A 24,281-nucleotide genomic window follows, 5' to 3' on the forward strand; every position below is an offset into this window, starting at 1 on the left:
CATGCCGCACACCGCGACCCTCCCATCGCCTCGCCGGCCACGGCGACGACGGCGGGCGAACGGTGAGGGGAGGGCATCCATGACGTACGCGGATTCGCACCTGCTGTCCTTCCTCAAGGACCTCGCGCTGATCCCGATGACCCTGTTGCCGATCATCAATCCGCTCAGCTCGGCCCCCGTCTTCGTGGCCGCGATCCGGCGCAACCCGCAGTCGGCGACGCGCCTGGCCCGGCAGATCGCCATCAACAGCTGGTTCGTCATCGTCACTTCGATGCTGATCGGCACATATGTCCTGCAGATCTTCGGAATCTCGCTGCCCACCGTGCGCCTGGCCGGTGGTCTGTTGGTCGCCGCGGCCGCCTGGCGCATGCTCGGATCGAACGACGAAGACGAGATGCGCAACGCCGCGGCCGACGAAGCGCGTGCACTGACGAACCAGCAGATCGTCAGCCGCAGCTTCTTCCCGATGACGTTTCCGCTGACGACGGGCCCGGGCACCATCGCCGCGGCCATCGCACTGGGCACCGAGTTCCCGATGACCTCGCCAGCGCTCTACCTGGCCGGCGCCGCCGTGTCGGCGGGTGGCGCCACGCTGGTCGCCATCGTCCTGTACTACATCTTCAAGAACGCCGCTGCGGTGCTGGGGAAGCTTGGACCCGTCGGCACGATGGTGATGGTTCGGCTGATGTCGTTCATCCTGTTGTGCATCGGCATCCAGATCATGTGGAACGGCTGGGCCGAGCTCAACGGCATCAAGGGATGACCCGCCTCAGAACGCCCTTCGAACGTTGATCCACGCCTCGGTGGAGCTGTAGTTGAACGTCACCGAGTTGCTCTGGTCGCGGATGTACAGCAACTCCGGCCGCAGCGACCACTTCGGTGCGAAGGTCCATATCAGTCCCGCGCCACCTTCGTAGAGGTTGTCCTCGCGCCGCAGAACCACGGCCTGGTCGAGTGCGTCGGGATGGAAGTGGACGGCGTCGGTGTTGAACGAGTCGCGCTCCCACCAGACGAAGAGGAAGCCGTCCAGCGAATCGTTGAAGGTGTAATCGAAGCTGGCCGTCGCACCGAAGACGTTGGACTCGCCGTCCGGCCGGCTGGTGGCGTAGTTGCGGCCGCCGTGCGCGGTCAGGGAGAAGCTGCCGGCACCACCGGCGAGCGAAGTGGACCAGCCCACCGAGGCGGTCGCGGTGGTGCGGCTGCGGTCGCGCAGCGGCCCCTCCGGGTACCTGCGCCGGCGCACGTCGAGTCCGAGCGTCAGCTGGTTGTCGGTGTTGAGGTTGCGCGTGTAGCTGGTGAAGCCGCTCACATCGTTGCGGTAGTCGCCATTGCCGCGATAGCTCACGCGCCCCCGCAGACCCAGCGCCAGATTGTTGTCGCCGAAGCTGTTGCTGCCTGCGATGCTCCAGCGAAGGTCGCGATCGTCGCGCGTGTCGCTGTCGTCGTAGATGCGGTGGCGGTAATCGAGCGTCCCATCGATGGCGTAGCCGTTCTCGAACGAGTGGTTGAATCCGCCGCTCGCGCGCAGGTTGTAGAAAGCATCACTTCCCCCATCGCCGAAAATCGCCGTCGAACGCGTCGAATTGACGCGATACACGCCAACCCCCAGCTCGGCATAGCCGAACGCCGTCGTGCTTCGACCTTCCTCCAGCGACTGGCGGGCCGCCTCGTCGTAGATCTGCACCTGCGACAACAGGTCGGGCGGAAGTCCATCGAATCGCAGCGCGATCTCGAACTGGTCCCGCGCCAGCGCGTACTGGTCCAGTGCGTAGTAGGCGCGACCCAACGCGAGATGGGCATCGGGCGAGTCGGGATTCAGCTCAAGGCTGCGGGCAAGCGCCGCGCGCGCCTTCTCGGCGTCGCCTGCGCCCAGCGCGGCACGACCGATCAGGTAATGGAACTGCGCGTCGCCCGAATGCGCCGCCTCCATCGGAGCCAGCACTTCGAGCGCCTGCGCGTACTGGTGCTGATCCACCAGCGACCGTGCGCCATTGAAGGTCGCGTCCTGTGCACTGGCTGCGCACACGATGAACAGAAACGCCAGACAGGGGAATGTACGCACGGCCCGCTGGACAGCGGCCGGGGAACGGAAGCGGCGCCGCATATCACCTCCTTGCTGATGTCCACGTGACGTCATGAACAGGCGCGTGCGACACCACTCGAACGCGCAACGTCACGCAGCCAGGCTCGTCAACGAACTGCGCTTATAGCAGAGCTATTACGTCGCGTAGTGAAAGCGAAGTGGAGGGCATTTGACAGTTCGATCACATCCACGATCCAACTTCATCACGCTGCGAGAACACCGAGTGCGCAATCGTCCGATCCGGTTGTTCAGGTCATGGACAGGAACCGCTATGGCTAGCAGCGAACAGAAGATGTCGCGCGCCCAGCTGACCGCAATGGTCGTGGGCGGAATGGTAGGCGCCGGAATCTTCTCGCTGCCACGAACCTTCGCCGGAGCGACAGGGCCGCTGGGCGCCGTGATCGCATGGCTCATCGCCGGCACCGGCATGTACATGCTCGCGCGTGTGTTCCAGTCGCTGGCCGAGCGCAAGCCCGACCTTGATGCCGGTGTATTCGCCTATGCAAAGGAAGGCTTCGGCGATTACCCGGGCTTCCTGTCCGCATTCGGCTACTGGATGGGCAGCTGCATCGGCAACGTGTCGTACTGGGTGCTGATCAAGTCGACACTGGGCGCGTTCTTCCCCATCTTCGGCGAGGGAAACACCGTTGTCGCCATCGTCGTGGCGTCCATCGGCATCTGGGCGTTCCACTTCATGATCCTCAAGGGCGTGCAGCAGGCCGCCGCGATCAACAAGATCGTGACCATCGCCAAGGTGATTCCGATCCTTGTGTTCATCGTGATCGTGGCCTTCGCCTTCAAGGCCGATCTGTTCCGCTTCAACCTCTATGGCGGCGACCTGACCGGCAGCATCATGCAGCAGGTCAACGCGACCATGCTGGTGACCGTGTTCGTCTTCCTCGGCATCGAGGGTGCCAGCGTGTACTCCCGTTATGCGCGGGAACGCAACGACGTCGGCTTCGCCACCATCAGCGGCTTCTTCATGGTCACCACCATGATGGTACTGGTGACATTGCTGCCGTACGCCGTCCTGCATCGAGCGGAGATCGCGGGAATGCGCCAGCCTTCGATGGCGACCGTGCTCGAAGCGGTCGTGGGCCATTGGGGCGCGGTGTTCGTCAGCATCGGCCTGCTGATCTCGGTGCTGGGTGCCTACCTGGCCTGGTCGCTGATCTGCGCGGAGGTGATGTTCACCGCGGCGCGGACCAAGGACATGCCCAAGGTGTTCGCCACCGAAAACGCCAACAAGGTTCCCTCGGTCGCCCTGTGGGCGACGAACATCGTAGTGCAGCTGCTGGTCATCACCACGTACTGGTCGCGCGACGCCTTCGCTCTCATGCTGAACCTGACCAGCGCGATGGCGTTGATCCCGTTCCTGTTCGTCGCCGCGTACGGGCTGATGCTGGTACGCCGCCGCGAAACCTACGACACGATACGGCCGCAGGAGCACACCCGCGACCTGATCATCGCCGCGATCGCAACCGCCTACACCATCTTCCTGCTGTACGCCGGCGGGGTGAAGTTCATCGTGCTCTCCGCCGTGCTCTACGCGCCGGGGACGGCGCTGTACATCTGGGCGCGCCGTGAGCAGGGATTGCCGGTTTTCACGCGGGTATGGGACTGGGTCGTCTTCATCCTCGCGGTCGTCGGCGCCGTCATCGGCATCTACTGGCTGGCAACGGGCTACGTGGACGTCTGAACGCCGCATTGGATCACCAACCCACAGACGGAGGGCCGGACATGGCCTCAGCAGACAACGTGAAGTTCGGCGTCCATTCCGAGGTCGGGACGCTGCGCAAGGTCATGGTGTGCTCGCCGGGCCTGGCCCACCAGCGACTGACACCGACCAACTGCGACCGGCTGCTGTTCGACGACGTGCTGTGGGTCGACAACGCCAAGCGCGACCACTTCGATTTCGTCAACAAGATGCGCGACCGCGGCGTCGAAGTGGTGGAGATGCACAACCTGCTGGCCGAAACAGTGGACGTTCCCGAGGCGCGGCGCTGGATCATCGAGAACCAGGTCGTGCCCGATCAGGTGGGGTTGGGGCTGGTGGACGAGATCCGCGGCTACCTCAACGGCCTGGATTCGCGCACGCTGGCCCAGACGCTGATCGGCGGACTTTCCACGGACGAATTCCCCGAGAAGATCGGCGGCGACACGCTGAAGGTCATCCAGGAGGCCGCGGGCGAAACCGAGTACCTGCTGCAGCCACTTCCCAACACGTTGTACACGCGCGACACGACCTGCTGGATCTACGGCGGCGTGACGCTCAATCCGTTGTACTGGCCGGCGCGGCACGAAGAAACCATCCTGACCACGTCGATCTACAAGTTCCATCCCGACTTCGCCGGAAAGGTGAACGTCTGGTGGGGCGACCCGCTCAAGGACCATGGGCTGGCCACGCTTGAGGGCGGCGACGTCATGCCCATCGGCAAGGGCAATGTGCTCATCGGCATGAGCGAGCGCACCTCGCGGCAGGCGATCAGCCAGCTTGCCGCGGCGCTGTTCGAGAAGAAGGCCGCCGAGCGCGTGATCGTGGCGGCGATCCCGAAGATGCGCACCGCGATGCACCTGGACACCGTGTTCACGTTCGCCGACCGCGACCTCGCACTGCTCGCCCCGGAGTTCATCAACCAGGTGCGCACGTTCTCGTACTACCCCAGCAGTCATCCCAGCGGCGTGGAACTGCATCGCGAAAGCAAGCCCTTTGTGGACGTGGTTGGCGACGCGCTGGGCCTGAAGAAGCTGCGCATCGTCGAGACCGGCGGAACGGCCTATCAGCAGGAACGCACGCAGTGGGACAGCGGCGCGAACCTGGTCTGTGCGTCTCCCGGCGTGGTGTTCGCGTACGACCGCAACACCTACACCAATACGCAACTGCGCAAGGAAGGCGTGGAAGTCATCACGATCGTCGGTGCGGAGCTGGGCCGGGGTCGCGGCGGCGGTCACTGCATGACGTGCCCGATCATCCGCGATCCGGTCGAGTTCTGATGCCGACCGCGGACGGCGCCATGGTGGCGTCGTCCGGCACGGAAGGGGAGCCGGCTGCACCTGGAGGCTGACGCGGATTATCCGCGCAGCGGCAAGCAAGCCACGCCCGTTCCGTGCCGGTCACGGGCACGACCCAGGTGTCGACGAGGAGCAGGCGCGTGCATTCCACCGATCTTCCATCGTGCAGCCATCGGGCAACATCGCGAGCCTTGTGGCTATCGCTGGCGCTTGGCGTCATGGCCCTCGCGGCGCTCGCAGGGTGTCGTCGCGACAGCGACGAAGAGCAGGGCGAGGTGCGGCCCGTGCGCGTGCTGACCCTGGACAAGAGCGTCCGCGGCGACGTGTTCCAGCTGGTCGGCAACGTGCAGGCACAGCGCGAGGTGAACCTGTCGTTCCGCATCGGCGGACGCCTGGCGGATCGCCTGGTGGACGTGGGCGATGTCGTGCGGCCCGGACAGCTGATCGCACGGCTGGAAACGCAGGACGAAGAGAGCGGAATGCAATCGGCGCGCGCGCAGCTGAACGCAGCGCGGGCGCTGCAGGTCGAGGCGTCCAACAACTTCGTGCGCATGCGCGACCTCGTTGCGCAGAATGCGGTTTCGCGCGCACTGTTCGATCAGGCGCAGGCCAACCGTCGCGCCGCCGATTCACAGGTCGAATCGGCGCAGGCGCAGCTGAACCTGGCCGAGAACAGGCTGGGGTACACACGACTGGTGTCCGACGTGGGCGGCGTGGTCACCTCGCAGGGCGCCGAGCCCGGCGAAGTGGTCTCGGCGGGCCGCATGATCGTGCAGATCGCCGGCGAGGACGCGCGCGACGCGGTGTTCGACGTGCCGGCGCGCATCAAGGACAACGCTGCGCGTAACGCGACTGTCGAGGTACTTCTGACGGCCGATCCGAAGGTACGAACCAGCGGACGCGTACGCGAAGTCTCACCGCGCGCGGACCCGATGACCGGCACGTTCCGCGTGCGGGTCTCCTTGGCCGATCCTCCTCCGGCAATGCGTCTGGGCACCACGGTGACCGGTCGTCTCCCGTTGTCGGCAACGGTGGGGATCGCGGTGCCGACGACCGCGGTGATGCGCTCCGGACGCGAGCCGGCCGTGTGGGTGGTGGACCCCAAGGTCAAGACGGTGTCGATGCGTGTCATCCGCATCCAGTCGTCCGATCCGTATGAAGTCGTCGTCGCCTCCGGCTTGAACGCCGGCGATACCGTCGTGACGGCGGGCGTGCAGGCCCTGCGTCCCGGCCAGAAGGTGCGCCCGCTCGAGGCGGCGCGATGATCGGCCCCAACCTGTCGGAATGGGCGCTGCGGAAGACCTCGCTGGTGGTCTTCCTGATGATCATCGCGATCGTGGCCGGCGTCGTGTCGTTCATGCGCCTGGGGCGCGACGAGGACCCCGCGTTCACCGTGCGCACCATGGTGGTGGGCGCGGCCTGGCCGGGCGCGACCGTCGATGAAACGCTGCGCCTGGTCACCGAACGCATCGAACGCAAGCTGCAGGAAACCTCGCACCTGGACCGGGTGCGCAGCTACACGACGGCAGGGCAGACCACGATCTTCGTCGAGCTGGACCAGGCCACGCCACCCGACGTGGTGCCGGACATCTGGTACCAGGTTCGCCGCAACGTCAGCGACATCCGCGGCACGCTGCCCGCTGGCGTCGTGGGGCCATTCTTCAACGACGACTTCGGCGATACCTTCGGCATCATCTACGGATTCACCGCCGATGGCTTCGACTTCCGCGAACTGCGCGATTACGTCGACATGGCCCGCGAGCGACTGCTGCGCGTGCCGGACGTGTCGAAGATCGAAGTGCTCGGCACCCAGGACGAACAGATCTACATCGAGTTCTCCACCGAGAAGATCGCCGGCATGCGGCTGGACCTGGCCTCGATCATCGCCGCGATCCAGGCGCAGAACGTGCTGCGTCCGGCGGGCGTGTTCCAGACCGACAAGGAACGCGTGTTCCTGCGCATCAGCGGCGCGTTCGACAACGAGAAGGACATCGAATCGTTCAATGTCTCGCTTTCGGGGCGCATCATCCGGCTGGGCGACATCGCGCAGGTCCGTCGCGGCGACATCGACCCGCCGCAGCCGATGTTCCGCGTCAACGGCAAGCCGGCCATCGGCCTGGCCATCGCCATGCGCGAGGGCGGCGACATCCTCGCGCTGGGCAAGAACATCCGCAAGGAAATGGCGGCCATTCGCGCCGAACTTCCGATGGGAATCGACCCGGTGCTGGTGGCCGACCAGGCCGTCACCGTGGATTCGGCCATCAACGATTTCATGGCCTCGCTGTGGCAGGCCATCATCATCATCCTGGTGTGCAGCTTCGTCAGCCTTGGCGTGCGCCCCGGCACCGTGGTGGCGCTGTCGATCCCGCTGACGCTGGCGATCGTGTTCGCGGTGATGAACATGCTTGGCATCGACCTGCACCGCATCTCGCTGGGCGCGTTGATCATCGCGCTGACGCTGCTGGTCGACGATGCGATGACCACGGTGGACGCCATGATCAACCGGCTGGCGCTGGGCGACAGCAAGGACGATGCGGCCACCTACGCCTACCGCACGCTGGCCGCGCCGATGCTCATCGGCACGCTGGTGACCATCTCCAGCTTCATCCCCATCGGCTTCGCCCGCAGTTCGGCGGGTGAGTACACGTTCTCGATCTTCTCGGTGGTGGCGATCTCGCTGATCGTCTCGTGGCTGGGCGCGGTGATCTTCGCGCCGCTGATGGGCAAGGCGATCCTCAAGGCCCCGGAGCCGTCCACCACGAAGACGCCACCGAAGCCGAGCCGCGTCCTTGGCGCCTACACCCGGCTGCTGCAGGGCGCGATACGGGCGCGCTGGCTGACCATCGGCATCACCGTCGGGGCGTTCCTGCTCGCGCTGCTGCTGTCGCGGTTCGTGTCGCAGCAGTTCTTTCCCGCGTCCGACCGCCCCGAGCTGACCGTGGACATGACGCTGCGGCAGAACGCGTCGATCTACGCAACGCGCGAGCAGGCGCTGCGCCTGGAAGCGCTGCTCAACGGCAACCCCGACGTCGACCACTACAGCACCTACATCGGACGCGGTGCCATCCGCTTCATCCTCACGCTGAACGTGCAGCTGGCCAATCCTTTCTTCGCCCAGTTCGTGATCGTGGCCAAGGACATCGAGGCCCGCGAGCGCCTGCAGGCGATGCTCGACAAGGCGCTTGCGGAAGACTTCCCCGAGGTCGTTGGCCGTGTGTCGTCGCTGGAGCTGGGGCCGCCGGTCGGGTTTCCGTTGCAGTACCGCGTGAGCGGGCCGGACAAGGACCGCGTGCGCAACATCGCGCTGGAGCTGGCGCAGGTGATCGGTGCCGACACGCGGACGCACGGCATCAACTACGACTGGATGGAACCGGCGCGGCAGGTGCGCATCCACGTCGACCAGGACGAAGCGCGCCAGCTGGGTGTGAGTTCCGCCGCGCTATCCAGCGCGCTCAACGCCGCCATCACCGGCACGACGGTCACGCAGGTACGTGACGACATCTACCTGGTCAACGTCGTCGCCCGCGCGGTGGACAACCAGCGCGCTTCGTTCCAGACACTGGCCTCGTTGCAGGTGCCCACGCCCAGCGGGCGGATGGTGGCGATCAGCCAGTTCGCCACCTTCGCCGAGGAGCAGGAATACCCGCTGGTGTGGCGACGCAACCTGGTGCCCACGCTGACCGTGCGTGCCGATGTGGTGAAGGACGTCATGCCCGACGACGTGGTGGACGACCTGCAACCGAACATTGAAGCGTTCGCCGCGAAGCTGCCGCCGCTCTACCGCGTGGAGGTGGGTGGACTGCCGGAGGAGAGCGGTCAGTCCAGCGCGTCGGTGTTCGCGGTCGTTCCCATCATGATCCTGATGATGCTGGTGGTGATGATGGTGCTGCTGGTGAGCTTCCGCCGATTGGCGATGGTGGTGAGCGTGCTGCCGCTGGGCTTGATCGGCGTGGTCGCTTCGCTGCTCATCTTCAACCGTCCGCTGGGTTTCGTCGCCATCCTCGGCATCCTCGCGCTGATCGGCATGATCGCGAAGAACGCGGTGATCCTGATCGTACAGATCGAAACCGACCGCGCCAGCGGAAAGGGCGTGCTGGATGCGGTGGTGAGCGCGGCCACGTCGCGAATGCGGCCGCTCATGCTGACCGCCATCTCCACCGTGCTTGGCCTGATTCCGATCGCGCCAACGGTGTTCTGGGGGCCGATGGCGTTTGCGATCATGGGCGGCCTGCTGGTGGCGACGCTGCTCACGCTGGTCTTCCTTCCCGTGCTGTACGTGACGGTGTTCGGCAACGAGCCACCGCCCAAGGCGCCGGCCACGCCGGCTTCGGGGTGATCCGCCATGCGCCGGTTCTTCCACCCGATTGATCGGCTTCGCAGGCATGCGAGGGGGGCGGCATGAAGCGCCGTGCCGTGGAACTTGCCGCGCGCCAGCCGTATTCGCCGCGCGTTGCAGCGGCCAGCCGTGTCGCCGCGTTCGCATTGCTGTGGGTCGTGCTGATGCCGAGCGCGAACCTGGGAGATATCGCCGTAGGCCTGTTCGCCGCCATCTGCGCCTGCGCGACGAGTCTGTGGTTGCAGCCACCCCGACAGGGCCATCTGCGATTCTTCGTGCTGATCTCGCTGTTGCCGCACTTCCTCTACCAGTCGCTGCTGGCGGGATGGGACGTCGCGCGCCGTGCGTTCGATCCGCGCATGCCGATGCAAACGGGGCTGGTCGATTGCCCGCTGGACCTTTCACCGGGCCTGCCACGCAACACGTTCGCCACCATCACCAGTCTGCTGCCGGGCTCGGTGCCCTGCGGCGACAACGACGGCGCGCTGGTGTACCACTGCCTCGACGTGAGCCAGCCGGCCGTGCAGCAGCTCAAGGAAGAGGAGCGCCTGTTCGCGCGCGCACTCGTGGCCGGCGACGATGCAAGCCAGTCGACAGGAGGATCGTCGTGACCGCGTTCCTGCTCGCATCGGCCGCGTTCGTGCTGCTGACGGTCGCCATCGGGCTGGTCCGCATCCTGCGCGGTCCGGGCGATGCGGACCGCATGATGGCCGCCCAGCTGCTGGGCAGTGGCGGCATCGCCGCGCTGTTGCTGGCCGCTGCGACAGGGCCGTCGGCGGTGGTCGATGTGGCATTGATCCTGGCGCTGCTCGCCGCGTTCGCCTCGATCGCCTTCGTCAAGGCGGGGCAGGGGGATGACCCGGAATGAGGACCGTGCTGGACATCGTCAGCATCGTGCTGATCTGCGGCGGCGTGTTCTTCTTCCTCGCCGGCGCCATCGGCCTGTTGCGCTTCCCGGACACGATGACGCGCCTGCATGCACTCACCAAGGCCGACAACCTGGGCATCGGCCTGGTGGTGTTCGGGCTGCTGCCGCAGATGGACAGCGTGCTCAGCGGGTTGAAGCTGCTGGTGGTGTGGGTGCTGTTGCTGTGGTCTTCGGCGACCGTGTCGCAGTTGATCGCGCGTGCGGCGCGGCGAGGCACGTCGTGACCGGGCTGTTCGACATCGCGTTGTGCGCGCTGGTTCTTGGGCTGGCGACGTGGACCGTGGCGACGCACAACGCGTTCGCGGCGGTGACCGGCTACCTCGCGTACGGCCTGCTGCTCACTCTTGTGTGGGTGCGTCTTGCCGCGGTGGACGTGGCGCTGACCGAAGCCGCCATCGGCACGGGGCTGACCGGCGCGCTGCTGATTGGCGCCGTCGCGCGACTGCGGGCGCAGCGGCTGGTTCCGGAGTGGCGCAGCCGCAGCCTGCGCCTGCGCGTGCTTGCCGCGCTGGGGGCAGGCAGTGTCACGGCGGCGCTGGTGGCGTGCATCCTGCAGCTGCCGGATCCGGCGCCCACGCTGGCGCCCGATGTGATGCAGAACATCGCCGCAACGGGAGTGAAGAATCCGATCACCGCGGTGCTGCTGGCGTTCCGCGCGATGGACACGCTGCTCGAGGCCATCGTGCTGTTGTTCGCGTTGATCGGCGTGTGGTCGCTGTCCGCCGATCCGGACTGGGGACATCGGCCCGGCATCGTGCATCGCGCCGACCCGAACGGAATCCTGTCGTACATCGCGCGCCTGTTGCCGCCCATCGGCGTGCTGGTGGCGATCTACATCCTGTGGGCGGGCGCCGACCAGCCGGGCGGAAAGTTCCAGGGCGCGACCATCCTCGCAGCGATGTGGCTGCTGACGATCATGGCCGCGTTGACGCAACCGCCGCCCATCGCCAGCCGCTGGCTGCGTGTGGGCCTGGTGGCGGGGCCGCTCATCTTCATCGCCATCGGGACGCTGGGCATCGTGTTGGGCGTGGGGTTCCTCGGCTATCCGGAAGGCGCCGCGAAGCCGCTCATCATCGTCATCGAGTTCGCGCTGATGCCATCGCTGGCGATCACGCTGGCGCTGCTGCTGATCGGTGCGCCGCGGAGCGAGCCGCGATGAACACCACGGTCGTCTTCGGTACGTGCGCGGCGCTGCTGGTTGGGCTTGGCCTGTACGGGCTGATCGTGGAACCGCGGCCGTTGCGCAAGGTGCTTTCTTTCAATCTGATGAGCACGGGCGTGTTCCTGTTGTGCGCGGTCATCGCACGGCGCGCAGGCGCGAGCATCGCCGACCCGGTACCGCAGGCATTGCTGATCACGGCGATCGTCGTGGCGTTCGCAGCGTCGGCCCTGGCCGTGGCCGTGTTGCTGCGGCTGGCCGAAACCGCCGATTCGGTGTCTCTCGATCCGCAGGAGGACGATGGGGAGGCGCCGCCATGAGCACACCGCACTCCGTGCTGCTGGTGCTGCTGGTGCTGGTGCCCTTCGCGGCGGTTCTGGTCGGGCTGGTGCTGGGCGGGCGCAATGCCGAGCGGCTCGTGCTGGCGACGGTGGCGATCGGACTGCTGCTTGCGTTGGCGGTGGCCGCGGCGCTGATGCGGTCGCATGAAGCACTGGTGTATGTGCTCGGCGGCTGGCAACCGCCGCTGGGGGTGGCGTTGCGGGCCGATGGATTGTCGGCGGTGATGCTGGTCGCCGTGGCGGTGGTGATGGCAGGCATCGCGGTGTATGCACGCGCCAGCTTCGGCACGAAAACGGGCGAGGGCGAACGCCGCAGCGCGCTCACGTTCTGGTTGCTGCTGCTTTCCATCTGGGGCGCGCTGAACCTGGTGTTCGTCGCCGGCGACGTGTTCACGCTGTACGTGGCGCTGGAGCTGCTGACCTTCGCGGCCGTGCCGCTGGTGTGCCTGGACGGAACCGGCGACACGCTTCGCGCCGCGTTGCGGTATCTGCTGTTCGCGCTGGTCGGCTCGATGCTGTACCTGCTGGGCGCGTTCCTGCTGTATGGCGGTTATGGCGCGCTCGACATTCCCGTGCTGGCGATGCGCGTGAAACCCGAGCCTATCGCGTGGTCGGCCGCCGCATTGATGACCGCGGGGCTGCTGGCGAAGACAGCGCTGTTCCCACTTCATCTGTGGCTTCCGCCCGCGCATGCCGGCGCGCCGGCCGCCGCGAGCGCCGTGCTCTCCGCGCTGGTGGTGAAGGGTTCCTGGTTCCTGTTGTTGCGGTTGTGGATCGACGTGTTCCCGGACGTGGTGACGCTGGCTGCGGCGCAACTGCTGGCAGCACTCGGCGCGACCGCCATCGTCCTTGGCAACCTCACCGCACTGCGTCAGGTGCGTTTGAAGCTGCTGATCGCGTACTCGACGGTCGCACAGATCGGTTACCTGTTCCTGATGTTTCCGCTCGTCGCGGGTTTGCGCAGCAGCCCCATCGATGCTTCCACCGCCGTGACCGGCGGCATGCTGCAGACCATCTCGCACGCGACGGCTAAGGCGGCGATGTTCATGGCCGCGGGCCTGGTCTACACCACGCTCGGTCACGACCGCCTGACCGAGCTGCGCGGCGTCGGCCGGGCATTACCGATGACCACGGTCGCCTTCGCGCTGGCCGGGGCGTCGCTGATCGGGCTACCACCGAGCGGCGGCTTCCTCGCCAAATGGTTGTTGCTGTCGGCCAGCTTTGCTTCGACGCAATGGTGGTGGGCCTGCGTGATGCTGGTGGGCGGCCTGCTCACCAGTGTTTACGTCTTCACGTTCGTCGTGCGGGCGTTGGCGCCCGCCGAGGCCGGCTGGACGCCGAAATCGCGCGTGCCGGCGTACCAGCAACACGCAGTGCTGGCGCTTGCGTTGTGCTCGTTCGTGCTCGGCGCGGCGGCCTGGTTGCCGGGCGACCTGATGCGGATCGGCGCTCCGACGCCGGCGGGAGCGGCCCGGTGAACGGCCCCTTGTTGCTCACCGCTGCGCTGGGCATTCCGTTGGCGCTGTTGATCGCTTGCGCGATGCGACCGCTGCGTGAGCGGATGCTGCACGTGTTGCCATGGGCACCCGTGCCGGCTTTGTTGGCGGGTTTGGCAGGTATGTCCAGTGGTACCTGGACGCTGGGCACCTCACGTTTCGCGCTGGAGTTCGGCCTGGACGCACCGGGCGCGATGCTGCTGGCGGCCGGGGCGCTGCTGTGGATATTCGCCGCAATCCATGCCATCGGCTGGGCGCCGAGCCGCGGCAACACCGGCGCCTTCGCGGTGGCGTGGCTGATGACGCTCACCGGCTCCATCGGTGTGTTCGTGAGCGCCGACGTGGTGGGCTTCTACTTCCTGCTGGCCGTGTTGAGCGTGGGCGCAAGCGCGCTGGTACTGCAGGGTGCGCAGCCCGCGTCGCTGCGCGCCGCCGCGGTGTATCTGGGAGTTGCGCTGCTCGCCGAAGCATTCCTGCTGGCGGCGTTGGTGCTGATGGCCCAGTCGCCCGGCATCAGTGGCCTGCGGATCGATGCACTCGCCGCTGGCATCGCGCAGCATCCGCGTGCCGATCTCATTGTGTGGTTGCTGGTCGTCGGCCTTGGCATGAAAGCGGGTGTGGTGCCGCTGCACTTCTGGATGCCGATGGCCTACCGCGCCGCACCGACGCCGGCGGCCGCCGTGATGAGCGGTGTCGTGGTGAAGGCCAGCGTCATCGCGATGATTCGCCTGCTGCCGTTGCATTCGATGCCGTCGGCACCGGCCATCGCGCTGGTCGTGCTGGGGCTGAGCGGCGCGTTCTTCGGCGTGGCGATAGGACTGGGCAAACGCGATCCGGCGCTGATCCTGGCGTATTCCAGCGTCAGCCAGCTGGGTTTCATCGCGGCGATGGTCGGCATGGGGGGGGCGAAAGCTCTTGTTCTCGCCGCGCCGACGGCCGTGGCGTTCTATGCCATGCACCACCTGCTGGTGAAGGGGGCGCTGTTCCTTGCCGTGGGCGCGGCACCGTTCGCGCGCGTGCGCCTGCTGATGTGGCCGGCCGGCGTGATCGCGCTGGGTCTGGGCGGCCTGCCGTTCACTGGTGGCTGGCTGGCGAAGTACGCCAGCAAGGACCTCATGGGCGACGGCTTCGTCGGAGTGCTTGCCGTGCTCTCCTCGATAGCCACGACGATGCTGATGCTGCACTTCCTGCGGCACCTTCGCGTTTGCGCCGGGCGCGACGGCGTTTCGGATGCACGCAGGGCAGGGGCGGGGTTGATGGTCGCCACCTGGCTGGCGATGGCGTTGGCGTCGGTGCTGATGCCGTGGTGGATCTACCTCGCAACGGACCAACGCGGTGCGTTCAGCGCGTTCGCGGTGTGGTCGGCCGCATGGCCTGTCGCGATCGGCGTTGCGTTGTCCACGTTGATCTCGCGATGGGTGCGTACGCAGCACGGCGGCGATTCGGCGCAGACGCCGGCCTGGCTGACGTCGATGGAACGCGCCGGTCAACGCATGAGCATCGCCGGCGAGCACGTCGACACCTGGGTACGACGCTGGCCGGTCGCAGGTCTCCTGCTGCTGGGCGTGTGCGCCGCGACGTACTTCGCCTTGCGCACATGGCACTGAGGAGAGCGCAATGAATGCTCCCAAGGACCAGACACTTTCGTTCGGCGCGCTGATTTCGCTGGTCGTCGGTTCGATGATCGGGTCGGGCATCTTCGCCTTGCCGTCCGCGTTCGGCCGCACCACGGGCGCGGTGGGGGCGGTCATCGCGTGGATGATCGCGGGCATCGGCATGCTGATGCTGGCGTTCGTGTTCCAGACGCTTTCGCGACGCAAACCGGAGCTCGATTCGGGCATCTATGCCTATGCCAAGGCCGGCTTCGGCAACTACCTGGGGTTCGTGTCCGCGGTGGGGTACTGGATTGGCTGCTGCCTGGCCGATGTCGCCTGCCTGGTGCTGATCAAGGCGACGCTGGGTCAATTCTTTCCGGTGTTCGGCGACGGCACCACGCCGGTGGCCATCGTTTCGGCCTCGTTGCTGCTATGGGGCGTGCACGTGCTGATCCTGCGCGGCATCAAGGAAGCCGCCGCGCTCAACACCATCGCCACCATCGCCAAACTGGTTCCGATCGCCACGTTCATCGTGGTGGTCGTCATCGGCTTTCGACGCGACGTGTTCGCGCTGAACCTGTGGGGCGGCGAGCCGGCCACGGTGTCCAGCGTGGCCAGCCAGGTGCGGGCGACGATGCTGGTCACGGTGTTCGTGTTCGTCGGCATCGAGGGCGCCAGCGTGTACTCCCGCTACGCACGTCGTCGCGAGGACGTCGGATTGGCGACGGTGCTCGGCTTCCTGGGCGTGCTGTGCCTGTTGATCCTGGTGACGATGTTCTCCTACGGCATCCTGCTGCGTCCTGACCTGGCGGCGCTGGCGACACCGTCCATGGCTGGCGTGATGGAAGCGGTGGTCGGGCCGTGGGGCAGGGTGTTCGTCAGCGTGGGCTTGCTGATCTCGGTGCTGGGCAACTACCTGTCGTGGTCCTTGCTGGCTGCCGAAGTGCTGCATTCGGCCGCGCGCGACAGGACCATGCCCATCGGGCTGGCGCGCGAGAACGCCAATGGCGTTCCGGCCGCCGCGCTTTGGCTGACGAACCTGCTTATCCAGTTGTTCCTGCTGGTGACCTGGTTCGCCGAGTACGCCTTCATCCTGGCGCTGAAGATGACCAGCTCGATGACGCTGGTTCCGTACCTGCTGGTCGCGGCGTACGGACTCAAGCTGGCGTGGACCGGCGAGACCTACGCATCCGGTGAATCGAAGAGCCGGCGTGCCGGATTCGTGTGCGGCGCCATCGCCACCGTCTACGCGGCGGGCATGCTGTATTCCGGAGGTATGAAGTACCTGCTGCTGTCCGCCTTGCTGTACGCGCCTGGCTCGATCCTGTTCTTCCTGTCGCGGCGCGAGCAGGGACACCACCGCACCTTCAATCGTGCCGAACTGTTGCTGTTCGCCGTGCTGTGCGTGGCGGCGCTCGCGGCGCTGTACGGACTGGTATCCGGCACGCTGGTCATCTAGAGGAGGGCGCATCGTGAACAACGCATTGCCTGCCGGACACGGGATGCCCCGAATGCATGGTCTCAAGGTCTGCCTGTGCGCTGCCGTCGCCACGGTGCTGTTGTCGGGCTGCCTGCTGGGCCCCGACTACGTGCGCCCCGACGTCGACACACCTGAGCGCTGGCGCGTGGAGTATCCCGTCGCCGTGGAAGTGGCCAACACCGCGTGGTGGAAACAGTTCGACGATCCGGTTCTCGATGGGCTCATCGACGACGCGCTGCGCGAGAACCTTGACGTGCGGATTGCGGCCGCGCGCGTCGAACAGTTCATGGGGGTGCTCAACGCCACGCGTTCGCAGTTGTTCCCGCAGGTCGGCTACGACCTCAACGCCAGCCGCACCCGTGCCAGTCGTGAAGGCCAGCCGCCCATTCCGGCAGGGGCGGACCCTTACTTCACGCTGTACCAGGGGGCCGTGGGCGCCGCATGGCAGCTGGACCTGTTCGGCCGCGTGCGCCGGCTGAACGAAGCGGCGCAGGCGAGGGTGTACGCCAGCGAACAGGCGCGTCGTGGCACCGTGCTCTCTCTGGTGACCACGGTGGCGGCCAGCTACATCACGCTGCGCGGGCTGGATCGCCAGCTGGAAGTGGCAGAGGCCACGTCGCACAACTTCGCGGAGACCGCACGCATCTTCGACCTGCGGTTCAAGGCGGGCATCGTGTCGTCCACCGAGGTCTCGCAGATCCAGTCGCAGTACCAGCAGACACGGGCGACGATCCCGCTGATCGAGCAGCAGATCGCCGCGCTGGAGAACCTGCTGTCGATCACGCTGGGGCGCAATCCCGGACCCATTCCGCGTGGAAAATCGATCGATGAACTGATCGCGCCAGCCGTACCCGAAGGCCTGCCGTCGGAGCTGCTGGAACGCCGCCCCGACATCATTCAGGCAGAGCAGAACCTGGTGGCGGCCAATGCCAACATCGGAGCAACGCGTGCGCTGTACTTTCCTTCGCTGTCGCTGACCGGGCTGTTGGGTTCGGTGAGCACCGCGGCCGGCAACTTCCTCACCGGACCTGCGAGCACCTGGCAAGCGGCTGCGGCGGTCAGCGGCCCCATCTTCACCTTCGGTGGCATCAAGGGGCAGGTTCGAAGCGCCGAGGCGCAGGCAGACGAAGCGGTATTCGTGTACCAGCGCACCATCCTCAACGCGTTCCGCGAAACCAACGACGCGCTCACCGGTGTCGTGCGCAAGGCCGAAGAACTCACGGCCCAGGAAGCGAGGGTGCGCAACCTGCGCGAGTCCGCGCGGCTGTCACGGTTGAAGTTCGACTACGGTGTGGTCGGCTACGTCGAAGTGCTGGTGGCCGACAACGAACTGTTCGCGGCCGAGATCGCCCTGGCACGCGTGCGCGCCGAACGCTATACCGAGATCGTCAACGTCTACCGCGCGGTCGGCGGTGGCTGGGTCGACACGGCGGCCGAAACGGCTGCGACGGCGTCCGTGCCAGGCGGTTCGCTATAGGCGACGCAGGGGAGGGGCCTTCGGAGAGCACAGAGGGCGCATAAGTTCGAAACCGGCACCGGGATCGCTTCCCCTCCTTCAGCGCCCGTCGGACACGTCCTGATTTCCCGCTTCGCCGACCACTTCCCGCCATACCCGGGTGTACAACGTCCACCGGATCGAGCCCGGTTCGGCCTCCTTGATGGCGCGCTGCAGGCGGGCGATGAATTCCGAGGCCAGTTCCGGCGGGCCGGACGCGACCGACAGCCCGATCAGGGCCGACAACGCGTTGACCGTCTCCTGCAGTTCGAACTCGTCGACCTTCAAGGTTCCCCCGACCGTAGTGCCCGGACCCTGCCGCCAATGAACGGCAGGTTCGCGGACTCTAGCGGAACCCTTCATGAACTCTTTGCCATCGGCGACAAGAAACAGGCCCGGATGGCCATCACGGGCGGTTTCTTGACGGCATGCAGGACGAGGCCGGCTCGCGGGGCGATCTTCCTGGGCTGACCGCGAACTACTGCGGCGCGAGGCACATCGCCTCGTCATTCGCTGCCGGCGGGAACATTCTCAACACGACATCGTCCGTCTGATCGAGCGCGTTGATGTGTTCATCCGCGAACGAGATTGCCAGCCGATACATGGCGGATCGGGCTGAGCCCGACTCGCTGGCGGAAAGCATGCCGCTGACCATGCTCGAGAACAGCTTTGCGCTCGCAGATCCGGAGAGCTCGATGGAAAGCTTGAGAACCTTGGTCAACGCCAGGATGGATTCGCAATTGTCGTACGGCTGCATTGAAGGTGGCCAAGGCGGGCCTCCGCATAGTGGCACTCCACGCGGTTGGTCGCGTGACGACGTCATCACTGCGGGTCTCATCGCAGCCACGCGGGTCGCGCCATCGCGATCTGAATAGCCGCACGCTGATGGGAAGCGACTCGGGCGCCGAGGTGCACCTACAGTTCGAGGGGAGGCATTGAAGTGCTTTAGAGATCTTGGCGACCGGTCAGTCTGTCCGCTTCTGGCCGATGACATTGGGGCAGGGCGGAAGACGGGGCTGGTGCTAATGTCCGCTTTCGACCCAAAGCGGTCATTCGCGACCGCAAGCGTCGGCGATACCATGCAACCTCTTGCTGCGGACGAGCAGCCCTCGATAGACCGATAGAGAGCATGTTGCAACGTTGCAAAATCGCACCCTTGGTCGCTCTGTCTCTCCTGTACGCGTTTGCAGCGCCATGCATTGCCTCGTCTTCCTGGGAGCCATCACCGGGGCACGAGCAAGTGCCCATCTGGCCTGGTCTCATTCCCGACGCAAAGCCATTAGACAAGCCGGAAGTGTCCGGACCGGCGACGAAGCGACTTGTTGGCGGGAAGCCGTGGGTGTTCGTGGCTCAGGTCGCGGAGCCGACGATGACGGTATACCCACCAAGGGCGCCGAACACCGGCGCTGCCGTAGTCGTGTTTCCGGGTGGCGGATACAACGTGCTGGCCATGGACCTGGAGGGTACTGAAGCCTGCGATTGGTTAACATCCAAGGGCATCACGTGCGTTCTGCTGAAGTATCGCGTGCCGTGCGAGAAATCAGGTCCGTATCGGAATTGCTTGACCGCACTGCAAGATGCACAGCGGACGGTGGGCTTGGTCCGCTTCCACGCATCTAAGTGGAACATCGATCCGCGAAAGATTGGTGTCATGGGGTTCTCGGCGGGCGGTCATATGGTTGTCGCGATGAGCACGCAGTTCGACAAGCGTCTGTATACAGCGGTCGACGCGGCGGACGCGGAGAGCTGCCGTCCCGACTTTGCCGTGGCGCTCTACCCGGGGCACTTGGCCGTGCCGGCGAAAGACTTCGCGCTCAACCCGGATGTGCGGATCAGCAGCCAGACCCCGCCGACGTTCCTACTCCACGCACAGGACGACCCGATCGACCCAGTCGAGAACTCGCTTGTCTACTACCTGGCGCTGAGGAAAGCGAAGGTTCCTGCGGAACTGCATGTGTTCGCAAAGGGCGGACACGCATTCGGGTTGCGAGCTACGGGGTCACCGGTTGACGAGTGGCCGACGCTCTTGGAGGGATGGCTGGGCGCGATTGGCATGACGCCGAGGTAAGTCGAACGTCCGCTTCTGGCCGATAGCGGACATTGTGGCGGGGTCAGGATGCGGCCATTCCTCGATGACGGTATTCGCCCAGGTCGACCACCAGCACTTTGACCTTGGGTCTATTGGCCGCATGGCGGGCTTCTTCGGCGGCCCGGCGGCTCGCGAAACCCTTGAGTCGAAGCTCCATCTTGTCGCGCCACATCAGGCCGCGCAGGCGTTCGATGGTCATACGCTGACCATCCTCAGAGACCAGGTGGCGACCGCGCAGCCGCCACCCGTACCAGTCGTCCTCGAAGTCGAAGTTCATGCGGGCACCCCCTGTGCCAGTAGCTGGGGGACAGCGTCCGGGCAGGGATGGCGGGTTGCCCTGAGGCGGGTCAAAACTTTGGCCCAAAGCCCGGAGAGCCAAGCCAGGCGGCGACCACGGCCATTTGACATAATGTCCGCTCCTGGCCGATAGCGGACATTGAGACGGGATCAGGACGCAGCCATTCCGCGATGCCGGTATTCGTCCAGGTCGACCACCAGCACCTTGACCTTGGGTCGGTTGGCAGCTCGGTGGGCTTCCTCGGCCGCACGGCGGCTGGCGTAGCCTTTGAGCCGAAGCTCCATCTTGTCGCGCCACATCAGGCCGCGCAGGCGTTCGATGGTCATACGCTGACCATCCTCAGAGACCAGGTGGCGACCCCGCAGCCGCCACCCGTACCAGTCGTCCTCGAAGTCGAAGTTCATGCAGGCACCCCTTGTGCCAGAGACCGGGGACTAGCGTCCGGGCAGGGGTGACGGGTTGCCCTGAGGCGGGTCAAAACCTTAGCCCAAAGCCCGCAGAGCCAAGCCAGGCGGCGGTTACGTCGTTTTACATAATATGCATTCGTCACGAACCACATCGACTGTGGTTATCGACTTCGCGCTGACATTTCCGAAGGGCAGTAGAGCGACAAGCGCTAGTGCGGCCGCTGTTCCAAGTTGACGCGCGAGGCGAGCCCACGCTTTGCCTGCAGGACCGTCAGTGCGTTCTGCCTTCACTGTAACGAGCCACTTCACAACATCTTCGTTCGCGACTTCTGCGAGTTGCGCGATGTTGTCTTCGCTTGGGTAGCTATCTCCACTGCGCCATTGGCTGATGACTTGGCGACGCCAGCCCATTGCGACGGCGAATGCGTTGTCGGAAGGAATGCCTTTGGTGGTTTTCGCCTTATCGAGCAAATTGGCAATAGCATTCATGTCCGGTGTCCTCTTGACATCTGTCCGTTAAACACTTTACATGCTCTCTGTCCGGTAATCACTGGACAGGGCCAACCCGCCGGGGACAGGCCCCGGCGGACAGGGGAGCCCCCTACGACCCGCCGCCGCAGTCCCCGGCCACCAGCCAAGGGGCAGGGCACATGGAAGGGTTCGTGGCGGTCGTGCTGCTCGGTGGGGCGCAAATAGCGCTCAGCCTGTTGGGCTACTGGGGCTTGGCGCTGGTCATTCGTGGGGCAGACCCGTTCGCAGGCGCCAGGAACCACGCGCAACGCGAGGCCAATCACTGCTGCGAGAAGAACCCCGTTCGCTCGGTGATCTGCCGCAGGGCGGAACGAAACACGTTGGCCGCCGGCGACTCAGGGTTCACCGAGTGCAGGAAGGCAAGGAACTCAGCTTCCATCTTGGATAGCTGCGACGGCGTTGCAAGGTCGATGCAAATCGCTAGGCAGGTCGCAAGCGCACCGAACATCTCGAGCGTCGGGTCTTCGTCGACTTCCATAGTGCCGTCCTCGGTGTGTTGGAGGGCCCAGGTCGCGAGCTTGATTCAGTGTACTGCTCTGCCGCTGGTGAAGCGTGTGAGGCCCAGGCGATGAGCCGCATCACCGACACCGAGCGCGGCGCGCGTCTGGCGCGGGATATCTCCCTTGGCAATCTGCACCCGGATCTGTTCCCGGACCTCATGCAGCCCGGCGAGCAAGAGCTGTGGGAATCCATCTTCTGCGCGGCCGGCGATCAGCTTGAGGAATGCCTGGCATTGCGTGAGGCGCGGCAATGAGCCGGGTGTCTGCGTTCTGGCGTTCGTACCGTCCGATCTATCGTCAGCAGGTCGCCGCACCCTCCGCCGCCGAAACCATCTCAGAGCTGGATCAGGCGCACGCAGCGGCCCTCAGTGAGGCGCGCACGTGCCTGCGCGACCCAAGCCGCTCTCTAGTCGCACACCGCGCTGCACGCGCATTCATTGCGTCTCAGGAGGTGCGTCATGGCTGATGGGGGCCGCCGTGAAGGACTCCCCTCGGCTAACAGGGGAGTCAGTCGTTCAGGTTCAGACGCGGTGGCGCTGGAGCATGCCCGTACCACGTCCTCCCGCACGTGGGCGGGCCTCGATTGGCTGGCCGGCAGCGTCGATCTGTGGAGCCTGATTGAGGAAATGGACTGGCGCTCGCGGGCTCCGTCGATCGACGGCTTCGAGACCGACGTGACCACGTTCGAAGGCCTCGCCGCGCACCTGCGCGCGTACGGGCCAAAGCGCAAGCGCGATGACGACCACACCGCCGACGGCGAGCTGGTGGTGGGCAAGCGCAACCCCTTCGTGCCCGCTGACGGCATCGTGATCAGCCTTGTCCAGGCGGCGTTCTGCTACTTCTTCGCCGGTACCGGACTGGTGCTCGCGGCGGAGGCCGCCCCGGGCAGCTTCTACGCGTATCGCTTCATGCTGCACAACGTGTTCGGCGACAACGCCGGCATGATCGAGATTGGCGGCGAGCTGACCCAGCGCAAGGGTGGCCGTCCCTCGTTGCGCTTCGAACTGACCGGCCTCGGATGCGCCCTGTACGAGCAGCGCGGCGATGCGTGCGCGGACCACGCGCAGCGGTGGTTGGCGCTGCGAGCGAAGCTCGCAAGCATCGACACGCTGCTCAGTCGAACCGACATCGCCTTCGATGATTTCGACGGCACGCGCAATCTTGCGCTGGCGCGCTGCATGTACGAGCTGGGCGAATTCGACTACCGCTTCGCGGGCGAACGCAAGCGCCCCGAGGCGAAGGGCTTCGAGGACTACGGCAGCGGCAAGGGCTCGACCTTCTACGTCGGCCACAGCAGCAGCGAGAAGCAGCTGCGCGTGTACGAGAAAGGCAAGAAGGCAGGCGATCCGGATTCGCCGTGGGTGCGCTGGGAAGTGCAGCTCAAAGGCTCCACGCGCAGGCGAGTCAGTCTCGACGTGCTCTCCGATCCGATGGCCTACATGCGCGGCGCGTTCGCGTGCCTGGACTTCGTCAGTTCGTGCGTGCAACGGCTGGTGGTCGCGAACGAAGTCAGCAAGGCGACGTTGAAGTCGATCAAGCGCCACGTGAAGCGGATGTATGGCGCAAGCCTCTATCAGTTCGTGCGTCTCGCTCCGTCAGCGGAGGCGCTTCTAGACCTAATCGAAATGATCAGCACGGACAAGGTGCCGCGCTGGATGAAGAACGCTGGGCGTCTTACGTGGGCGGACGTGTCCGGCATCGACCAATGCCCCGATTCAATGGAGAACAACGATGAACGCTGAAGTGATCGTGGAAGTACTGCCGGGTTCGGTGAAGGAGCGCAAGGGCGAATTCACCAACGACGCCGGTGACAAGGTCGCGTACGAGACCCGCTCGCAGGACGGCAAGCTCGAATGCAACGGGTTTGCGTACCCGTACACCGTGCGTCTGGAGAAGGACCAGCCCGAGTTCAAGCCGGGCCGCTACCGGTTGTCGCTGGAAAAGATGCTGACGGTGAACAAGGGCGCGCACTTCCTCGCCAAGTTCCCGGTGCTGGAACCGCTGGTTCCGGCGAAGTGACCCGTGGGGACCGTGCTCATCCAAGCCTGCCTGCCCGAGCACGTCTCGGCAGACGGCACGTGCGCGGTCCCGTTCTGGGTCGACAAACCCGAGCAAGTGTTGCCGACGCTCTCACTTGCCGAAGGCACCCAGGTGGCGCTGGCCATCGTCAGTGTCTGGACCGTCGGGCTGTGCTTCCGCCTCTATCGGCGCGCGGCGCAGCACTAGCGTCATCCCTCAACCACGAAAGGAGTAACGCCATGAACCGCACCAACGCCCAGTCCATCGCACTGCGTGCTCGCAGCCTGCGTGCCCGTGTCGCCGCGGTCACCGCTGCGCTGACCGCGTCGCTGTTCTCCGTCGCCGCCTGGGCGCAGGACAGCGACGTGGGTGCCGCGATCACCGCCGAGGTCCAAAACGCCAAGACCACGGTGGGCGGCATCCTGATGATCCTTGCCGGCATCGTCGGTGTCCTGCTGCTGTGGGCGTACGTCAAGCGCGCGAAGTAAGGCAGCCGAGCAGGGGAGGGAGGG

27 protein-coding genes are annotated in these 24,281 nt (G+C 65.7%); 20 read left to right on the forward strand and 7 right to left on the reverse strand.

Going from position 1 to position 24,281, the window contains the following annotated elements; translation table 11 throughout:
• Positions 1-79 precede the first annotated feature (79 nt).
• On the forward strand, positions 80-763 hold the full coding sequence (locus QLQ15_RS13065) for a MarC family protein (RefSeq protein WP_283213200.1): 684 nt from the start codon (positions 80-82) through the stop codon (positions 761-763).
• 6 nt (positions 764-769) lie between these two features.
• Here the strand turns inward: QLQ15_RS13065 and QLQ15_RS13070 are convergent, their stop codons facing one another.
• A complete protein-coding gene (locus tag QLQ15_RS13070) occupies positions 770-2,062 on the reverse strand; it encodes a surface lipoprotein assembly modifier (RefSeq protein ID WP_283213201.1) in 1,293 nt (430 codons plus the stop codon).
• A 292-nt stretch (positions 2,063-2,354) separates the two neighbouring features.
• Between QLQ15_RS13070 and QLQ15_RS13075 the strand changes: the two genes are divergently transcribed.
• From QLQ15_RS13075 to QLQ15_RS13135, 13 genes are all read left to right on the forward strand, one after another.
• On the forward strand, positions 2,355-3,782 hold the full coding sequence (locus QLQ15_RS13075) for a basic amino acid/polyamine antiporter (protein WP_283213202.1): 1,428 nt from the start codon (positions 2,355-2,357) through the stop codon (positions 3,780-3,782).
• Between the two features lie 41 nt (positions 3,783-3,823).
• Positions 3,824-5,077, forward strand: coding sequence for an arginine deiminase (arcA, locus tag QLQ15_RS13080; protein ID WP_283213203.1), 1,254 nt, complete (start codon positions 3,824-3,826; stop codon positions 5,075-5,077).
• Between the two features lie 236 nt (positions 5,078-5,313).
• Positions 5,314-6,360: an efflux RND transporter periplasmic adaptor subunit gene (locus QLQ15_RS13085; RefSeq protein ID WP_283213204.1), complete on the forward strand. Its 1,047-nt coding sequence runs from the start codon at positions 5,314-5,316 to the stop codon at positions 6,358-6,360.
• On the forward strand, positions 6,357-9,431 hold the full coding sequence (locus QLQ15_RS13090; protein ID WP_283213205.1) for an efflux RND transporter permease subunit: 3,075 nt from the start codon (positions 6,357-6,359) through the stop codon (positions 9,429-9,431). The genes QLQ15_RS13085 and QLQ15_RS13090 overlap by 4 nt, the downstream gene beginning before the upstream one ends.
• 62 nt (positions 9,432-9,493) lie before the next feature.
• On the forward strand, positions 9,494-10,042 hold the full coding sequence (locus QLQ15_RS13095) for a Na+/H+ antiporter subunit E (RefSeq protein WP_283213206.1): 549 nt from the start codon (positions 9,494-9,496) through the stop codon (positions 10,040-10,042).
• Positions 10,039-10,299: an MrpF/PhaF family protein gene (locus tag QLQ15_RS13100; protein WP_283213207.1), complete on the forward strand. Its 261-nt coding sequence runs from the start codon at positions 10,039-10,041 to the stop codon at positions 10,297-10,299. The genes QLQ15_RS13095 and QLQ15_RS13100 overlap by 4 nt, the downstream gene beginning before the upstream one ends.
• A complete protein-coding gene (locus QLQ15_RS13105) occupies positions 10,296-10,583 on the forward strand; it encodes a cation:proton antiporter (protein WP_283213208.1) in 288 nt (95 codons plus the stop codon). Before QLQ15_RS13100 ends, QLQ15_RS13105 begins: the two co-directional genes overlap by 4 nt.
• Entirely contained in the window at positions 10,580-11,518 is a 939-nt protein-coding gene (locus QLQ15_RS13110) for a hydrogenase subunit MbhD domain-containing protein (RefSeq protein WP_283213209.1), read from the forward strand. The genes QLQ15_RS13105 and QLQ15_RS13110 overlap by 4 nt, the downstream gene beginning before the upstream one ends.
• Positions 11,515-11,838, forward strand: coding sequence for an NADH-quinone oxidoreductase subunit K (locus tag QLQ15_RS13115; protein WP_283213210.1), 324 nt, complete (start codon positions 11,515-11,517; stop codon positions 11,836-11,838). Before QLQ15_RS13110 ends, QLQ15_RS13115 begins: the two co-directional genes overlap by 4 nt.
• Positions 11,835-13,337, forward strand: coding sequence for a complex I subunit 5 family protein (locus QLQ15_RS13120; RefSeq protein ID WP_283213211.1), 1,503 nt, complete (start codon positions 11,835-11,837; stop codon positions 13,335-13,337). Before QLQ15_RS13115 ends, QLQ15_RS13120 begins: the two co-directional genes overlap by 4 nt.
• Before the next feature lie 140 nt (positions 13,338-13,477).
• Positions 13,478-14,962, forward strand: a complete 1,485-nt coding sequence (locus QLQ15_RS13125) for a proton-conducting transporter transmembrane domain-containing protein (protein ID WP_283213212.1) — start codon at positions 13,478-13,480, stop codon at positions 14,960-14,962.
• A 10-nt stretch (positions 14,963-14,972) separates the two neighbouring features.
• Positions 14,973-16,409, forward strand: coding sequence for a basic amino acid/polyamine antiporter (locus tag QLQ15_RS13130; RefSeq protein WP_283213213.1), 1,437 nt, complete (start codon positions 14,973-14,975; stop codon positions 16,407-16,409).
• 43 nt (positions 16,410-16,452) lie between these two features.
• Positions 16,453-17,907, forward strand: a complete 1,455-nt coding sequence (locus QLQ15_RS13135; protein WP_283213214.1) for an efflux transporter outer membrane subunit — start codon at positions 16,453-16,455, stop codon at positions 17,905-17,907.
• 78 nt (positions 17,908-17,985) lie between these two features.
• Here QLQ15_RS13135 and QLQ15_RS13140 read toward each other — a convergent pair whose 3' ends face one another.
• Positions 17,986-18,288, reverse strand: a complete 303-nt coding sequence (locus QLQ15_RS13140; protein WP_283213215.1) for a hypothetical protein — start codon at positions 18,286-18,288, stop codon at positions 17,986-17,988.
• A 115-nt stretch (positions 18,289-18,403) separates the two neighbouring features.
• Positions 18,404-18,682 carry a hypothetical protein gene (locus tag QLQ15_RS13145; RefSeq protein WP_283213216.1) on the reverse strand — a complete coding sequence of 93 codons (279 nt, stop codon included), beginning with the start codon at positions 18,680-18,682 and terminating at the stop codon, positions 18,404-18,406.
• Positions 18,683-19,054: 372 nt separating this feature from the next.
• Here QLQ15_RS13145 and QLQ15_RS13150 point away from each other — a divergent pair, with 372 nt between their 5' ends.
• Positions 19,055-19,993 carry an alpha/beta hydrolase gene (locus QLQ15_RS13150; protein WP_432277814.1) on the forward strand — a complete coding sequence of 313 codons (939 nt, stop codon included), beginning with the start codon at positions 19,055-19,057 and terminating at the stop codon, positions 19,991-19,993.
• A 43-nt stretch (positions 19,994-20,036) separates the two neighbouring features.
• Here the strand turns inward: QLQ15_RS13150 and QLQ15_RS13155 are convergent, their stop codons facing one another.
• The 4 genes from QLQ15_RS13155 to QLQ15_RS13170 all read right to left on the reverse strand — a co-directional run bounded on the left by QLQ15_RS13155 (position 20,037) and on the right by QLQ15_RS13170 (position 21,728).
• Positions 20,037-20,291, reverse strand: coding sequence for a DUF3653 domain-containing protein (locus QLQ15_RS13155; RefSeq protein WP_283213217.1), 255 nt, complete (start codon positions 20,289-20,291; stop codon positions 20,037-20,039).
• A 170-nt stretch (positions 20,292-20,461) separates the two neighbouring features.
• Entirely contained in the window at positions 20,462-20,716 is a 255-nt protein-coding gene (locus tag QLQ15_RS13160; protein ID WP_283213218.1) for a DUF3653 domain-containing protein, read from the reverse strand.
• 114 nt (positions 20,717-20,830) lie between these two features.
• The gene (locus QLQ15_RS13165) at positions 20,831-21,208 is read right to left on the reverse strand and encodes a hypothetical protein (RefSeq protein WP_283213219.1); all 378 of its coding nucleotides are present in this window, start codon (positions 21,206-21,208) and stop codon (positions 20,831-20,833) included.
• A 301-nt stretch (positions 21,209-21,509) separates the two neighbouring features.
• On the reverse strand, positions 21,510-21,728 hold the full coding sequence (locus QLQ15_RS13170) for a hypothetical protein (RefSeq protein WP_283213220.1): 219 nt from the start codon (positions 21,726-21,728) through the stop codon (positions 21,510-21,512).
• A 90-nt stretch (positions 21,729-21,818) separates the two neighbouring features.
• On the opposite strand from QLQ15_RS13170, the gene QLQ15_RS13175 reads away from it, so the two are divergent.
• From QLQ15_RS13175 to QLQ15_RS13195, 5 genes are all read left to right on the forward strand, one after another.
• The gene (locus QLQ15_RS13175; protein WP_283213221.1) at positions 21,819-22,004 is read left to right on the forward strand and encodes a hypothetical protein; all 186 of its coding nucleotides are present in this window, start codon (positions 21,819-21,821) and stop codon (positions 22,002-22,004) included.
• Between the two features lie 276 nt (positions 22,005-22,280).
• Complete coding sequence (locus tag QLQ15_RS13180) at positions 22,281-23,492, forward strand: replication initiation factor domain-containing protein (RefSeq protein WP_283213222.1); 1,212 nt, start codon at positions 22,281-22,283, stop codon at positions 23,490-23,492.
• A complete protein-coding gene (locus tag QLQ15_RS13185; RefSeq protein WP_283213223.1) occupies positions 23,482-23,769 on the forward strand; it encodes a single-stranded DNA-binding protein in 288 nt (95 codons plus the stop codon). Before QLQ15_RS13180 ends, QLQ15_RS13185 begins: the two co-directional genes overlap by 11 nt.
• 3 nt (positions 23,770-23,772) lie before the next feature.
• Entirely contained in the window at positions 23,773-23,976 is a 204-nt protein-coding gene (locus QLQ15_RS13190; protein WP_283213224.1) for a hypothetical protein, read from the forward strand.
• 32 nt (positions 23,977-24,008) lie between these two features.
• Positions 24,009-24,257 carry a hypothetical protein gene (locus QLQ15_RS13195; RefSeq protein ID WP_283213225.1) on the forward strand — a complete coding sequence of 83 codons (249 nt, stop codon included), beginning with the start codon at positions 24,009-24,011 and terminating at the stop codon, positions 24,255-24,257.
• Positions 24,258-24,281: the final 24 nt, after the last annotated feature.

The organism is Lysobacter stagni (assembly GCF_030053425.1).
Classification (GTDB): domain Bacteria; phylum Pseudomonadota; class Gammaproteobacteria; order Xanthomonadales; family Xanthomonadaceae; genus Lysobacter_J; species Lysobacter_J stagni.

Coding starts and splice junctions, on each gene's coding strand:
- QLQ15_RS13065 (WP_283213200.1), top strand. CDS start 80: ATGACGTACGCGGATTCGCACCTGCTGTCCTTCCTCAAGGACCTCGCG.
- QLQ15_RS13075 (WP_283213202.1), top strand. CDS start 2,355: ATGGCTAGCAGCGAACAGAAGATGTCGCGCGCCCAGCTGACCGCAATG.
- arcA (WP_283213203.1), top strand. CDS start 3,824: ATGGCCTCAGCAGACAACGTGAAGTTCGGCGTCCATTCCGAGGTCGGG.
- QLQ15_RS13085 (WP_283213204.1), top strand. CDS start 5,314: ATGGCCCTCGCGGCGCTCGCAGGGTGTCGTCGCGACAGCGACGAAGAG.
- QLQ15_RS13090 (WP_283213205.1), top strand. CDS start 6,357: ATGATCGGCCCCAACCTGTCGGAATGGGCGCTGCGGAAGACCTCGCTG.
- QLQ15_RS13095 (WP_283213206.1), top strand. CDS start 9,494: ATGAAGCGCCGTGCCGTGGAACTTGCCGCGCGCCAGCCGTATTCGCCG.
- QLQ15_RS13105 (WP_283213208.1), top strand. CDS start 10,296: ATGAGGACCGTGCTGGACATCGTCAGCATCGTGCTGATCTGCGGCGGC.
- QLQ15_RS13115 (WP_283213210.1), top strand. CDS start 11,515: ATGAACACCACGGTCGTCTTCGGTACGTGCGCGGCGCTGCTGGTTGGG.
- QLQ15_RS13120 (WP_283213211.1), top strand. CDS start 11,835: ATGAGCACACCGCACTCCGTGCTGCTGGTGCTGCTGGTGCTGGTGCCC.
- QLQ15_RS13125 (WP_283213212.1), top strand. CDS start 13,478: ATGTCCAGTGGTACCTGGACGCTGGGCACCTCACGTTTCGCGCTGGAG.
- QLQ15_RS13130 (WP_283213213.1), top strand. CDS start 14,973: ATGAATGCTCCCAAGGACCAGACACTTTCGTTCGGCGCGCTGATTTCG.
- QLQ15_RS13135 (WP_283213214.1), top strand. CDS start 16,453: ATGCCCCGAATGCATGGTCTCAAGGTCTGCCTGTGCGCTGCCGTCGCC.
- QLQ15_RS13140 (WP_283213215.1), bottom strand. CDS start 18,288: ATGAAGGGTTCCGCTAGAGTCCGCGAACCTGCCGTTCATTGGCGGCAG.
- QLQ15_RS13145 (WP_283213216.1), bottom strand. CDS start 18,682: ATGCAGCCGTACGACAATTGCGAATCCATCCTGGCGTTGACCAAGGTT.
- QLQ15_RS13150 (WP_432277814.1), top strand. CDS start 19,055: ATGTTGCAACGTTGCAAAATCGCACCCTTGGTCGCTCTGTCTCTCCTG.
- QLQ15_RS13155 (WP_283213217.1), bottom strand. CDS start 20,291: ATGAACTTCGACTTCGAGGACGACTGGTACGGGTGGCGGCTGCGCGGT.
- QLQ15_RS13160 (WP_283213218.1), bottom strand. CDS start 20,716: ATGAACTTCGACTTCGAGGACGACTGGTACGGGTGGCGGCTGCGGGGT.
- QLQ15_RS13165 (WP_283213219.1), bottom strand. CDS start 21,208: ATGAATGCTATTGCCAATTTGCTCGATAAGGCGAAAACCACCAAAGGC.
- QLQ15_RS13170 (WP_283213220.1), bottom strand. CDS start 21,728: ATGGAAGTCGACGAAGACCCGACGCTCGAGATGTTCGGTGCGCTTGCG.
- QLQ15_RS13175 (WP_283213221.1), top strand. CDS start 21,819: ATGAGCCGCATCACCGACACCGAGCGCGGCGCGCGTCTGGCGCGGGAT.
- QLQ15_RS13185 (WP_283213223.1), top strand. CDS start 23,482: ATGAACGCTGAAGTGATCGTGGAAGTACTGCCGGGTTCGGTGAAGGAG.
- QLQ15_RS13195 (WP_283213225.1), top strand. CDS start 24,009: ATGAACCGCACCAACGCCCAGTCCATCGCACTGCGTGCTCGCAGCCTG.